13 protein-coding genes are annotated in these 12,278 nt (G+C 67.9%); 11 read left to right on the top strand and 2 right to left on the bottom strand.

The annotated features are described in order from the left end of the window. Positions 1–1,545: a trimethylamine methyltransferase family protein gene (locus ACN0RJ_RS09475; protein ID WP_417724105.1), complete on the bottom strand. Its 1,545-nt coding sequence runs from the start codon at positions 1,543–1,545 to the stop codon at positions 1–3. 351 nt (positions 1,546–1,896) lie between these two features. On the opposite strand from ACN0RJ_RS09475, the gene ACN0RJ_RS09480 reads away from it, so the two are divergent. The 11 genes from ACN0RJ_RS09480 to ACN0RJ_RS09530 all read left to right on the top strand — a co-directional run bounded on the left by ACN0RJ_RS09480 (position 1,897) and on the right by ACN0RJ_RS09530 (position 11,596). Beyond that, complete coding sequence (locus ACN0RJ_RS09480; RefSeq protein ID WP_417719174.1) at positions 1,897–2,574, top strand: DUF2270 domain-containing protein; 678 nt, start codon at positions 1,897–1,899, stop codon at positions 2,572–2,574. A gap of 66 nt (positions 2,575–2,640) precedes the next feature. Beyond that, positions 2,641–3,507 (top strand): delta-class carbonic anhydrase, encoded by an 867-nt coding sequence (locus ACN0RJ_RS09485; RefSeq protein ID WP_417724106.1) that lies wholly within the window; start codon positions 2,641–2,643, stop codon positions 3,505–3,507. Positions 3,508–3,608: 101 nt separating this feature from the next. Continuing rightward, positions 3,609–4,289: a DUF2270 domain-containing protein gene (locus ACN0RJ_RS09490; RefSeq protein WP_417724329.1), complete on the top strand. Its 681-nt coding sequence runs from the start codon at positions 3,609–3,611 to the stop codon at positions 4,287–4,289. A gap of 52 nt (positions 4,290–4,341) precedes the next feature. Then, entirely contained in the window at positions 4,342–5,907 is a 1,566-nt protein-coding gene (gene guaA, locus ACN0RJ_RS09495) for a glutamine-hydrolyzing GMP synthase (protein WP_417719172.1), read from the top strand. A gap of 80 nt (positions 5,908–5,987) precedes the next feature. After that, the gene (locus ACN0RJ_RS09500) at positions 5,988–6,509 is read left to right on the top strand and encodes a hypothetical protein (RefSeq protein WP_417719171.1); all 522 of its coding nucleotides are present in this window, start codon (positions 5,988–5,990) and stop codon (positions 6,507–6,509) included. 70 nt (positions 6,510–6,579) lie between these two features. Further along, complete coding sequence (locus tag ACN0RJ_RS09505) at positions 6,580–7,230, top strand: CatB-related O-acetyltransferase (protein ID WP_417719170.1); 651 nt, start codon at positions 6,580–6,582, stop codon at positions 7,228–7,230. Then, a complete protein-coding gene (locus ACN0RJ_RS09510; RefSeq protein WP_417719169.1) occupies positions 7,227–7,499 on the top strand; it encodes a putative quinol monooxygenase in 273 nt (90 codons plus the stop codon). The genes ACN0RJ_RS09505 and ACN0RJ_RS09510 overlap by 4 nt, the downstream gene beginning before the upstream one ends. Continuing rightward, positions 7,496–8,386, top strand: a complete 891-nt coding sequence (locus tag ACN0RJ_RS09515; RefSeq protein ID WP_417724107.1) for a DMT family transporter — start codon at positions 7,496–7,498, stop codon at positions 8,384–8,386. The genes ACN0RJ_RS09510 and ACN0RJ_RS09515 overlap by 4 nt, the downstream gene beginning before the upstream one ends. Before the next feature lie 153 nt (positions 8,387–8,539). Next, positions 8,540–9,658, top strand: a complete 1,119-nt coding sequence (locus ACN0RJ_RS09520) for an OmpP1/FadL family transporter (RefSeq protein ID WP_417724108.1) — start codon at positions 8,540–8,542, stop codon at positions 9,656–9,658. 110 nt (positions 9,659–9,768) lie between these two features. Continuing rightward, complete coding sequence (locus ACN0RJ_RS09525) at positions 9,769–10,683, top strand: DMT family transporter (protein ID WP_417724109.1); 915 nt, start codon at positions 9,769–9,771, stop codon at positions 10,681–10,683. 55 nt (positions 10,684–10,738) lie between these two features. After that, positions 10,739–11,596, top strand: coding sequence for an ATPase (locus ACN0RJ_RS09530; protein ID WP_417724110.1), 858 nt, complete (start codon positions 10,739–10,741; stop codon positions 11,594–11,596). Positions 11,597–11,602: 6 nt separating this feature from the next. Here the strand turns inward: ACN0RJ_RS09530 and ACN0RJ_RS09535 are convergent, their stop codons facing one another. Beyond that, positions 11,603–12,172, bottom strand: coding sequence for a hypothetical protein (locus ACN0RJ_RS09535; protein WP_417724111.1), 570 nt, complete (start codon positions 12,170–12,172; stop codon positions 11,603–11,605). Positions 12,173–12,278: the final 106 nt, after the last annotated feature.

Consider the following 12,278-nt stretch of genomic DNA (forward strand, 5'->3'; position numbering starts at 1 on the left):
TCAGAGGAAGCTGTCGGGGACCGATGCCTTCTTCTGCGCCACATAGGCCGTCAGCGCTTCGTCCACCGCGGGATCGAGCTCGGGCTTGCGGTATTCGGCCAGAAGCTTCTTCACCCGCACCGAGGCCAGCGCCATCGTGTCGCGCGCGCCCTCCTCGCTCCATGTCTCGAACGGTTTGTAATCGAAGAGATCCGAGCGCCAGAACGCCGTCTTGAAATTCGCCTGGGTGTGCGCGCAACCGAGGTAATGCCCCCCCGGCCCGACCTCGCGGATCGCATCCAGCGCCAGCGAGTCCGCATCCACGGCGATGCCGCGCGCCATCTTGTGCAGCGCGCCGAGCTGGTCCGCATCCATCACGTATTTCTCGTAGGACGACACCAGCCCCCCCTCGAGCCAGCCGCAGGCATGCAGCATGAAATTGACGCCGGAGAGCAGGCCGACATTGAGCGTGTTCGCCGTCTCGTAGGCCGCCTGCGCATCGGGTAGCTTCGATCCGCAGAACGACCCCGCCGAGCGGTAGGGCAGCCCCATCCGCCGCGCCAGTTGCCCTGCTCCGTAGGTGATCTGCGCGGCCTCCGGCGTGCCGAATGTGGGGGCGCCCGAGTTCATGTCGATGGAGGTGACGAAGGCGCCGAAGATCACCGGCGCGCCCTTGCGGACGAGTTGCGAATAGGCGACCCCCGCCATCACCTCGGCCAGCACCTGCACCAGCGTCCCCGCGACCGACACCGGCGCCATCGCGCCGCCGACGATGAAGGGCGACACGATGCAGGCCTGATTGTTGCGCGCATAGACTTCGAGCGCGCCCATCATCGTGTCGTCGAAGGTCAGCGGCGAGTTGATGTTGATGAGCGAGGTCATCACGGTGTTGTTCTGCACGAACTCCTCGCCGAAGAGGATGCCGCACATGTCGACGCTGTCCTGCGCCCGGCCGGGTTCGGTGACAGAGCCCATGAAGGGCTTGTCCGACAGCGTCATATGGGCGTGCAGCATGTCGAGATGGCGCTTGTTCACCGCCACGTCGGTCGGCTCGCAGACCGTACCGCCGGAATGGTGCACCCATTTCGACATCTGGCCGAGCTTCACGAAATTGCGGAAATCCGCGATGGTCGCATAGCGGCGTCCGCCTTCGATGTCCTGCACGAAGGGCGGGCCGTAGACCGGGGCGAGGACAAGGTTGCGGCCGCCGATCTCGACGTTGCGCGCGGGGTTGCGGGCGTGCTGGGTGAAGGTCGCGGGCGCGGTGGCGCAGAGCGCGCGGGCAAGGCCGCGGGGCATCCGGACCCGCTCGCCCTCGACGTCCGCTCCGGCGGCCTTCCACAGCGCGAGAGCTCCGGGATTGTTGACGAAATTGACGCCGATCTCTTCCAGGACGATGTCGGCATGGGCCTCGATCGCCTCGAGCGCTTCGGCATCGAGGATGTCATAGAGCGGGATATTGCGTTCGATGTATTTCGCCGTCTCGACCGCGGGAGCGCTGCGTTCGGCCCTGCGCGCCGCGCCGCCGCCGCTCCGGCCCCGCTTGCGCGCCATCATTTCCGTCATGCCTGCCTCCGGTTTGCCCCCAGCACCCGGCACGCCCGACGCGCCCGGCTGATTCTTCCTTGTTACTACCTCCGCCCGGCCGCCTTTGGCGCGATTGCGGCGCATCGCGGGGAAAAGCGACATGCGCGCCGCCGCCCGCCCGGACGCGGACAATCCGACACATTCTTCCCTGATGCACCGGGCGGAGTTATCGGCGCCTTAACACGTGGGCCCTAGGCTCCGGGTTCCGGGGGCGGACAGGGGCGCGGATGGCGGCCGGAGTCTTGAGGGAAAGAGATGTCAGCGAATGCACGACAAACCCAGGGATCGCCTGGCGGATGGACCGAAGACACGGCGGCCCCGGCACCGACCGTGGCGGATGACGCGCCGCGACCGGGCTTCGGCAATGCGGAACTCGGCGCGCTGGCGCATCTCTACCGGGGCGAGGTCTATCGCTGCACCGTCTGGCGCACGCGGCTCGACACCACGACCAACTGGGCGGTCGTGACGCTGGGCGTGGCGCTCTCGATCTCCTATGCCTCTCCCTTTGCCTCGCCGCTGCCGCTGGTGCTGGTCGGTGTGTCCAACCTGTTCTTCCTGACGCTGGAGGCGCGGCGCTACCGCTATTGCGATCTCTGGCGGTCGCGGTTCCGAAGCTTCGAGAACAACATGTACGCGCCCATCCTGACCCGGGGCGAGGCGGAGCAGCGCGACGGCTGGCAGGACAGCATGGCCGAAAGCTATCTCAGGCCGGAATTCCAGATCAGCTACCTGCATGCGATGGGGCGGCGCGTGGTACGCAGTTATCTCTGGATCATGCTGATCCAGATCGCCGCCTTCCTCGGGAAGCTGGTCGTGCATCCGACTCCGGTGGCAAGCTGGGCGGAATTCGGCGACCGGGCGGCCGTCGGCTCCATCCCGGGGTGGGTGATCCTCGCTTCGGGGCTCAATTACGCGATGGTCTTCATCGCGCTGGCCATCTGGTGCGCGATGAAGGACCGCCATGCGCGGCTGCAATACCGGGTGCCGCTGCCGGATGCGATCTACTGAGGCGCTTAAGACGTTCTTCAGCGCTTTGCGCCATCGTCCCGGCAGCGATCCATCGAAAGGCAGACCATGACACCGACCCTTGCCGCATGCCTGCGCCTTGCCGCCGCAGCCCTTCTGGCCGCAACCGCCGCCGCGGCCGAATCCGGCGGGCACGATGCGTCCCATGCCGCCGCCGTTCCGGCCGCTGCCCCGGCCGGCACCGGGGCCGAGGGCATCTGCCGGGGGTTCGGTCCGCAGACGCCGCGCGATATCTCCAACACCTACGGCCGCAATCCCGCGCGCTACTCCATCGCCCCCCCGCCGGAAGAGATGAACCTCTGCAACATCCACACCCACACCAATGCCGAACACATGGGACCGGGGTTTTCGATCTATGCCGGATCGGGGGAAAACGGCGGCTTCAAATGCGCCGGCGGCAGCCAGCTGAGCCCGGCGGAACTGACCCGGCCGCACGGCGGGCACGGCACCTTTCAGGGCGTCGAACCCGGCGATACGATCGAGGTGCACTGGGTTCATTCCACCTGCAACGTCAAGCCGGGGCCGGGTCTGGGCTCCTGCCTGTCGGAGGGATGCTCGAACCCGCAGCTCCGGGTGGAAAGCCAGGTCTTTCTCGTGGTGAACGATCCCAATGCGCTGGATTTCCGGGACTTCATCTGGTTCGGCACCGTCCGCAACGGCCAGTACCAGGCCCGCGCCCTGCCCACCGGCACCGGCAATCCCGTGGTGTTCCGCGGCTCGACCACGGGGCCGGGCTACACCCGCGCCGTCTGCTCGCCCATGCAGGTGACATGGTCGGTGCGCCCGCGCTGCGCGCGGCTCGACATCTCGTCGCTCGACGCATGGGCGGCCATGGGCAACGTGTTCGAGGAATCGCACAGCCACGGCGTGCGCCAGCTGGTCACCGATCCCGACCTGCTGAGCCAGATCGAATGATCCCGTGCGGCCCCGGCATTTGACCGGCGCCGGCCCGCCATGCATCATGGTCCCCGGGGACCACGCGGCCATCCGGCCCGCGTGGACAGGAGGACCATGCCATCGACGCGGAACCGACACCGCGCAAGGAGCTGAGCTCGGCAGAGCTTGGCGCCGCCGCGCATCTCTACCGGGGCGAAGTCTATCGCAGCACGATCTGGCGCACCCGGCTCGACACCACGACCAACTGGGCGGTGGTCACGCTGGGCGTGGCGCTCTCGATCTCCTACGCCGCCCCCGATGCCTCGCCCCTGCCCCTGGTGCTGGTCGGCGTGCTCATCATCTTCTTCCTCGCGCTCGAAGCGCGCCGCTACCGCTATTTCAACGTCTGGCGGGCCCGCGCCCGCTGGATGGAGGTGCATTTCTACGCCCCCATGCTGGCCGAGGGCGATCTCCACATGGAGGACGGCTGGCAACGCACCCTGGCCGAGGATTACCTCCGCCCGCGCTACCACGTGCCCTTCATGGTCGCGCTCGGGCGGCGGGTGCGGCGCAACTACCTCTGGATCCTCCTGATCCAGGCGCTGGCCTATCTCGGCAAGATCGCCGTGCATCCGACGCCGGTTGCCTCCTTGGACGAGGCGCTGACCCGCGCCGATGCCGGGCCGATCCCCGGCGAGATCATGCTGCTGATGGGCGGTCTCTACATCGCCGCCGGAATCGCCGTCGCCTTGTGGAGCAAACACGACGACCGGCGCCGAAACCGCAGGCGCGGGCGGGCCAAATCCGACTCCATGGGCTGAGGCCGCGCGCCTGCCTCTTGCGCGGCCCGCGCGCGCGACCTAAAGCAGCGGCATGACCCAGCACGAACGCCTTCTCATCATCGACTTCGGCTCCCAGGTGACGCAACTCATCGCGCGCCGTCTGCGCGAACTGAACGTCTATTGCGAAATCCACCCCTACCAGAACGTCACCGGGACGTTCCTCGAGGACTTCGCCCCAAAGGCCATCATCTTCTCCGGCGGACCCGACAGCGTCTGCCGCGAAGGCTCGCCCCGCCCGCCGAAAGCCGCCTACGAGATGGGCGTGCCGATCCTCGGGATCTGCTACGGCCAGCAGGTGATGATGCAGGATCTCGGCGGCAAGGTCGAAGCGGGCCAGAGCCACACCGCGGAGTTCGGCCGCGCCTGGGTGACGCCCAAGGACGACCGCATCGACCTGCTGAGCGGCTGGTTCCTCGACGGCTCCGGACGCGAGCAGGTCTGGATGAGCCACGGCGACCACGTGTCGGAAATCGCTCCGGGGTTCGAGGTCTACGCCACCTCCCCCGGCGCGCCCTTCGCGATCACCGCCGACCTCGCGCGCCGCTTCTATGCCGTGCAGTTCCACCCGGAGGTGCACCACACCCCGAACGGCAAGACGCTCTACGAGAATTTCGTGCGCGACGCCGGGTTCACCGGCGACTGGACCATGGGCGCCTACCGCGAGGATGCGGTGCGCATGATCCGCGAACAGATCGGCGACAAGAAGGTCATCTGCGCGCTCTCCGGCGGGGTCGACAGCTCGGTCGCGGCGGCGCTGATCCACGAGGCCGTGGGCGACCAGCTCACCTGCGTGTTCGTCGACCACGGGCTGCTGCGCCTCAACGAGGCGGAAGAGGTCGTCGGCATGTTCCGCGATCACATGAACCTTTCGGTCATCCACGCGCAGGAACAGGAGCTGTTCCTCGGCGAGCTCGACGGCGTCTCCGACCCCGAGACCAAGCGCAAGATCATCGGCCGCCTGTTCATCGACGTCTTCCAGAAATACGCCGACCAGATCGACGGTGCCGAATTCCTCGCCCAGGGTACGCTTTATCCCGACGTGATCGAATCGGTCAGCTTCTCGGGCGGGCCCTCGGTCACCATCAAGAGCCACCACAACGTCGGCGGCCTGCCGGAAAAGATGGGGCTGAAGCTGGTCGAGCCGCTGCGCGAGCTGTTCAAGGACGAGGTGCGCGCGCTGGGCGCCGAACTCGGCCTGCCGGCAAGCTTCATCGGGCGCCATCCCTTCCCAGGCCCCGGCCTTGCCATACGCTGCCCCGGCGAGATCACCCGCGAAAAGCTCGAGATCCTGCGCAAGGCGGACGCGGTCTACATCGACCAGATCCGCAAGCACGGGCTCTACGACGAGATCTGGCAGGCCTTCGTCGCAATCCTCCCGGTGCGGACCGTGGGCGTGATGGGCGACGGGCGCACCTACGATTACGCCTGCGCGCTGCGGGCGGTGAACTCGGTCGACGGCATGACCGCCGATTACTACCCGTTCAGCCATGAATTCCTCGGCGAGACCGCGACGCGGATCATCAACGAAGTCAAGGGAATCAACCGGGTGACCTACGATGTGACCTCGAAACCACCGGGCACGATCGAGTGGGAATAGGTCCGGGATTCCGGACTGTTCCGTTACGTCACAAGTGATAGACTGAAGCCATTATCTGATGAATTTCGGGGGACCGAGACATGTTTGCCCTGTTGTCGATTGCTTTGGTCGGCGCGTTGGTCGCGACGGCATTTTCCTACAATATCGCCATCCAGGCGCTCTGGCGCCATGCTCCCGGCGATCCGCCGCGGGAGGCCGGGATCGCCGGCCGCTCCGGCGAAGCAAGTGAACGCATCCGCTCGTTGATCGAGAAGTCCCGCCGGCTGGTGGACCAGACCTCGGAGCGGGTGCGCTGCGCGGAACGAAACCTGGCCGAATTCAAGCGGACCCGCGACCTCTGCGGCGCGGCGACGCTGACGCTGGTGGTCGCGGCGCCCGCCGTGGGCTGGACCACCCTCGGCGCGGTGTTCACCGTGGCGGCGGCCGTGGCGGCCATCGGCCTGGGGATTTCGCTGGCGCGGGTCGAACACCAGACCGACCGCGTGCGCAAGCTGCGCGAGGCGCTGGACGATTACGAGCGCGACGAATGGGTCTGGCGCAAGGAATACGAACAGACCCAAGCGCCTGCCAAGGCTCGGAAAAGCGGGCTGATGCCGGCCTGATCCTTCCGGTCGGCGCGGTCTTGCCGTTTCCCGCCAGCGGCGGCACTCTCCGCCCGGAGAGGAGACGCCGATGGCCCGCACCCTGCAGGAACACGTCGAGCGCGCGCGCCATCGCGGCGCCGCGCGCTGGCTGAAACGTCTGGGCCTGCGCAAGCCCGTCGCCCTGCGCCCCGAGGCGCGGGAGCAGCGGTTCCGCGTCGGGAAGAGCGACATCGCCATCGGGCGCTTCACCTACGGGCACGGCGGGCTGATCGTGCGGCAATGGAACGAGGGCGCCGCGCTGACCATCGGCGCCTTCTGTTCGATCGCCGAGGGGGTGACGGTGCTTCTCGGCGGCAATCACCGCACCGACTGGATCACCACCTACCCCTTCGGCCATGTCGCGCGCGAGGCCTTTCCGGCCGCGCCGGTGCCCGGCCATCCGGCCACGCGCGGCGACGTGACCATCGGCGCGGATGTCTGGCTCGGCACCGGGGCGGTCATCCTCTCCGGCGTCACCATCGGCCCCGGCGCGGTGGTGGCGGCCCATGCGGTGGTGGTGCGCGACGTCGCGCCCTACGAGATCGTCGCCGGCAACCCCGCCGTGCCGCTGCGCCGGCGCTTCGACGCGCCCACCATCGCGGCGCTGCTTGCCTCTCCCTGGTGGGAATGCGACACGGACGAGATCCGCGCCCGCATTCCGCAGCTTTGCGCGCCCCCCGATCCGGAGCCACCGGCATGACCCGCATCCGCCTTCGCGGCACCATGACCTGCCCGCCCGAGGCTGCCGCCGGGGTGCGCGCCGCCCTGCCCGAACACATCCGCCTGACGCGGGCCGAACCGGGGTGCCTGGCATTCGAGGTCGGCGAGTCGGCGCCGTGTCGTTTCACCGTCGACGAACTGTTCCGGGACCGCGCCGCCTTCGAGGCGCATCAGACGCGCACCCGCGGCTCGGACTGGTTCACCCTCACCGCCGCCTGGCCGCGGGATTACAAGGTATCCGAAGAATGAGTGCACAGACCGCCACCCCCGCCCATCCCGGCCAGACCCTCAAGGCCTGTCTCTGGATGATCGGCGCCATCGTGTCGTTTTCCTCGATGGCGCTCGCGGGGCGCGCGGTGAGCCTCGATCTCGATACCTTCGAGATCATGCTCTACCGCTCGCTCATCGGCTTTGCCCTGGTGGTGATCGGCATTTCCGCGACCGGCCGCCTGCACGAGATCACGACGCGCCACATGGGGCTGCAGATCGTGCGCAACCTCTGCCATTTCACCGGCCAGAACTTCTGGTTCTTCGCCATCACGGTGATCCCGCTGGCGCAGGTTTTCGCGCTGGAATTCACCGCGCCGCTCTGGGCGATCCTGCTGTCGACGCTGGTGCTGGGGGAACGGCTGACGAAACCCCGCGTGATCGCGGCGGCGATCGGCTTCGTCGGCATCCTCGTGGTCACCCGCCCCTCGCCCGAAACCTTCAGCTTCGGCCTCGTGGCGGCGGCGATGGCGGCGCTCGGCTTTGCCGGGTCCGCCGTCTTCACCCGCAAACTGACGCGGAGCGAGACCATCCTCTGCATCCTGTTCTGGCTGACGCTGACCCAGGCCGTGTTCGGGCTGATCTGCGCGGGCTACGACGGCGACATCGCCTTTCCCGCCGCCAGCAGCTGGCCCTTCGTGGTGATCATCGCGCTGGCCGGGCTGGTGGCGCATTTCTGCCTGACGACGGCGCTGTCCCTCGCACCCGCTGCGGTGGTCATGCCGATCGACTTCACCCGCCTGCCGGTCATCGCGCTGGCGGGGATGCTGCTCTATGCCGAACCGCTCGACCCTTGGGTCTTCCTCGGCGCCGGGATCATTTTCGCGGCGAATTATTACAATATCCTGCGCGAATCCCGCTCGGCATGACAAGGATGTGACGTTACGGCGCGAACCGAGGCTGACGTGCCGTCAAAGATTGACCCACGATTTCGTGAGCCGATACTTGGCCCCGGAGGAGAACTTTTTCGAGGGAAGAGGACAACCATGAAATCCGCAGTTTGCGGGGCTACGGCCCTGTTGATGAGCGCAGGGATCGCCCAGGCCGGCGGTGTCGAGCGCACCGCTCAATCCGTCATGCTCGTCTACGAGCAGGGCAACCGCGCAGAGCTGACGTTCGGCAGCGTGCGCCCCGAGATTTCCGGCAAGGCGGCCACGCCGCTGCTCGGAACCAGCTCGGGCAACATGTCCGAGAACTATCTCAGCTTCGGCGCGGCCGTGAAATACGACATCAACGACCGGCTCGCCTTTGCGCTGATCTACGATCAGCCCTACGGCGCCGATGTCGACTATTCCAGCAGCCGGACCTACTTCGCCGCCGGCTCCACCGCCGAGCTCGATTCCTGGGCCCTGACGGCGGTGCTGAAGTACAAGCTGACCGACCGCTTCAGCGTGCACGGCGGCCTGCGCTACCAGAGCCTCGGGGCGAAGGCGACGATCCCCTTCGTCGCCGGGGTCAACCCGCTGACCGGCGCGCCGCTGCCCGGCGTCACCGCGCCCGGCACGCCCTACGAGGCCGACGGCAAGTCCGACACCGGGCTGGGCTACCTGATCGGCGTCGCCTACGAGATGCCCGACATCGCGCTGCGGGTCGCGCTGACCTACAATTCGCGCATCCGGCACGAGCTTTCCACGACCGAGACCACCGCGCTCGGCAACGTGTCGAGCACGACCAGCGTGGATTCGCCGCAGTCGGTCAACCTGGAGTTCCAGACCGGCATCGCCGCCGACACCCTGCTGTTCGGCAGCGTGCGCTGGGTCGACTGGTCGGAATTCGACATCTCTCCCAAGGCCTATCTCGATCCGCGCCTGGGCGGGCAGCCGCTGGTCTCCTACGAGGACGACACGGTGACCTACACGCTGGGCGTCGGGCGCCGCTTCAACGAGAAATGGGCCGGCTCCGTCGCGGTCAGCTACGAGCCGGCGAACGGCAACTATGCCTCGAACCTCGGGCCCAAGGACGGCTTCTGGGCGCTGCGGCTCGGCGCCAGCTACACCATGGACAACATGGAGATTTCCGGCGGCGTGCAATACGCCTGGATCGGCGATACCGAGACCCGCGTCGGCCCCTTCGCGCCGGCCACGAAGTTCGAGGACAACAGCGCCCTCGGCATCGGTCTGAAGGTGGCATTCAAGTTCTGAACCTCACCGGAACCTTGCGGCGCGCCCGGCCCCCCGCGGCCGGGCGTTTTCGTTGACATTGCGCAAAATCCGGATCGCGATTTCGTGCGCCGCGCTCTAGGACTTCGGCCATGACATCGCCCCAGCTCACCCCCCGCGCCTTTGCCGAACTTGCCCTGCTCGCCCTGATCTGGGGCGGCGTGTTCCTCGCGGTGCGCATCGCCCTCGACGAGATCGCGCCCTTCGGCTCCGTCCTGCTGCGGGTCGGCATTGCCGCCGTCGCGCTCTGGGTGGTGGTGCTGGCGGGGCGCCTGCCGCTGCCCGCGACGGCGCGCACCTGGCGCGCCCTGCTGGTGATGGGGCTGCTCAACTGCGTACTGCCGTTCTCGCTCATGGCCTGGGGTCAGTTGCACATCCCGACCGGACTTACCTCGATCCTCAACGCCACGACGGCGGTGTTCGGGGTGATCGTCGCCGCCCTCGTCTTCGCGGACGAGCGGCTGACCCTGCGGCGCGGCATCGGGGTCGGTCTCGGCTTTGCCGGGGTGGTCACCGCCATCGGCGCCGAGACCCTGTCGGGCCTCGACCTCACCTCGCTGGCGCAGCTTGCCGTGCTGGCGGGCACGCTCTGCTATGCGCTCGCCGGGGCCTGGGCGCGGGTGCACCTGCGCGGCTTGCACCCGCTGGTGGCCTCGGCCGGGATGCTGACCGGGGCGGCGCTGCTGATGCTGCCGATCACCGCGCTGAGCGAAGGCCTGCCTTCGCTCGACCTCTCCGCGAGGGTCTGGGGGGCGGTGGTTTTCTACGCGCTGATCGCGACCGCCTTTGCCTACCTGCTCTACTACCGCGTGCTGGCGATGGCGGGGTCCGGCAACCTCATGCTGGTGACGCTGATGATTCCCCCGGTCGCGATCACCCTCGGCGCGCTGGTCCGGGGCGAAGAGCTGTCGCACGGCGCCTATGCCGGGTTCGCGCTGCTGGCGACGGGCCTTGCGGTGCTCGACGGGCGGCTGGTGCGCCGCCTCGCCCCCGCGCGTCGGGTTTGACGCCGCCCGCGCGCGCCTGTAGCTCTGGCCCGGATCAGATTCAGGGGGCCGGATCATGCTTTACCAGACCGCCGACGACTGGCGCGCCGCACCGCGCAGGCGCGTGGTGCTCTTTGCCATGTCGGGGCTGGGCAAGACTCATGTCTCCTCGATGCTGCGCGATGCGGGCGGGTGGTTCCACTACTCGATCGATTACCGCATCGGCACCCGGTACATGGGGGAATACATCGCCGACAACGCCAAGCGCGAGGCGATGAAGAACCCCTTCCTGCGCGAACTGCTGCTGACGGATTCGATCTACATCGGCTCAAACATCACCTTCCGCAACCTCACGCCGGTGTCGACCTACCTCGGCAAACCGGGCGATCCCGCGCTCGGCGGGCTGCCGATGGACACCTACCGGCGCCGCCAGGAACAGTTCCGCCGCGCCGAGGAACGGGCGCTGCTCGGCACCGGCTATTTCATCGACCGGGCCGAGGATCTCTACGGCTATCCGCATTTCATCTGCGACACCGGCGGGTCGATCTGCGAATGGGTCGATGCCGACGATCCCGAAGACCCCATCCTGACCGAGCTGTCGCGCGTCGCGCTTCCGGTCTGGATCCGCGGCACCGAGGCCCATACCGAAGAGCTGATCCGCCGCTTCGACAAGGCCCCCAAGCCCATGGCCTACCAGCCGGAATTCCTCAACGCCTGCTGGGAAGAATACCTCGCCGAAAAGGGCGTGGACGAGGCGCGGGTCGATCCCGACGGCTTCATCCGCTGGACCTATGCCCGCGCCCTGGCCCACCGCCAGCCGCGCTACGAGGCGATGGCCCGCAACTGGGGCGTTACGGTCGAGGCCTCGGACATGGCGACCGTGCGCGACGAGGCCGATTTCGTCGAGATCATCGCCGCCGCGCTCCCGGCGTGAACGAGGCTACCGGCAGCCGCCCATCGCGGCGCCGAGCGCCCCGGAGGACCCCGCGAGCTTCAGACCGATCCGCTCGGGTCCGCCCTGCTGGCTGATCTTCACGGCGCTGCCGCCGCGCAGGGCCGAAAACACCGCGTGGCCCGCCGGGACCGTCGCCGCCACGCCGTTCTTCGTCGGGGCGAATCGGAAGGCGAAACGCTTGCCGCCGACCTCGATCTCGTAGGAGGAAGCGCGCGGCGGGACCCCCGCGATCATGAGCTCGCTGCGCCCGGAGCGGTTGCAGAAATAGTAGAGCCCGCGCAGCCCGTTCGGCGTGTCGATCCCGGCATAGCGCGTGCGCCCGCCGTCGAGCGCACCGCCCCCCCAGGTCGCGCCCTTCTGCGGCACCGAAGAGGTCGGCTTCGCCCCCTCGACACAGACGCGCTGCACGCAGGCATGATAGGCCGGATTGGTGTTCGGCCCGTTGTTGGCAAGGCAGGCCCAGACGCAGCGCTGCATCACCATCGGATCCTCCTGCGCCAAGAGCGGCGCCCCCGTCCAGAGCGCGCAGAGCAGAGCCGCGATACGTCCCCTCATGGTCGATCTCCCTTTTCGACACCTCCCCCGATCTTCGGCGATTCTGCGGCCACCGCGCAACGCTTGTGCTGATCCCGGACCTGCCCTATCTGTGGCGTCCCGAAAG

Source organism: Salipiger sp., from assembly GCF_048261495.1.
Lineage (GTDB): Bacteria > Pseudomonadota > Alphaproteobacteria > Rhodobacterales > Rhodobacteraceae > Salipiger.

Excerpts from the sequence above, each read along its gene's own strand:
- ACN0RJ_RS09475 (WP_417724105.1), bottom strand. The coding sequence starts at position 1,545 with ATGACGGAAATGATGGCGCGCAAGCGGGGCCGGAGCGGCGGCGGCGCG.
- ACN0RJ_RS09485 (WP_417724106.1), top strand. The coding sequence starts at position 2,641 with ATGACACCGACCCTTGCCGCATGCCTGCGCCTTGCCGCCGCAGCCCTT.
- guaA (WP_417719172.1), top strand. The coding sequence starts at position 4,342 with ATGACCCAGCACGAACGCCTTCTCATCATCGACTTCGGCTCCCAGGTG.
- ACN0RJ_RS09500 (WP_417719171.1), top strand. The coding sequence starts at position 5,988 with ATGTTTGCCCTGTTGTCGATTGCTTTGGTCGGCGCGTTGGTCGCGACG.
- ACN0RJ_RS09505 (WP_417719170.1), top strand. The coding sequence starts at position 6,580 with ATGGCCCGCACCCTGCAGGAACACGTCGAGCGCGCGCGCCATCGCGGC.
- ACN0RJ_RS09510 (WP_417719169.1), top strand. The coding sequence starts at position 7,227 with ATGACCCGCATCCGCCTTCGCGGCACCATGACCTGCCCGCCCGAGGCT.
- ACN0RJ_RS09515 (WP_417724107.1), top strand. The coding sequence starts at position 7,496 with ATGAGTGCACAGACCGCCACCCCCGCCCATCCCGGCCAGACCCTCAAG.
- ACN0RJ_RS09520 (WP_417724108.1), top strand. The coding sequence starts at position 8,540 with ATGAGCGCAGGGATCGCCCAGGCCGGCGGTGTCGAGCGCACCGCTCAA.
- ACN0RJ_RS09525 (WP_417724109.1), top strand. The coding sequence starts at position 9,769 with ATGACATCGCCCCAGCTCACCCCCCGCGCCTTTGCCGAACTTGCCCTG.
- ACN0RJ_RS09530 (WP_417724110.1), top strand. The coding sequence starts at position 10,739 with ATGCTTTACCAGACCGCCGACGACTGGCGCGCCGCACCGCGCAGGCGC.
- ACN0RJ_RS09535 (WP_417724111.1), bottom strand. The coding sequence starts at position 12,172 with ATGAGGGGACGTATCGCGGCTCTGCTCTGCGCGCTCTGGACGGGGGCG.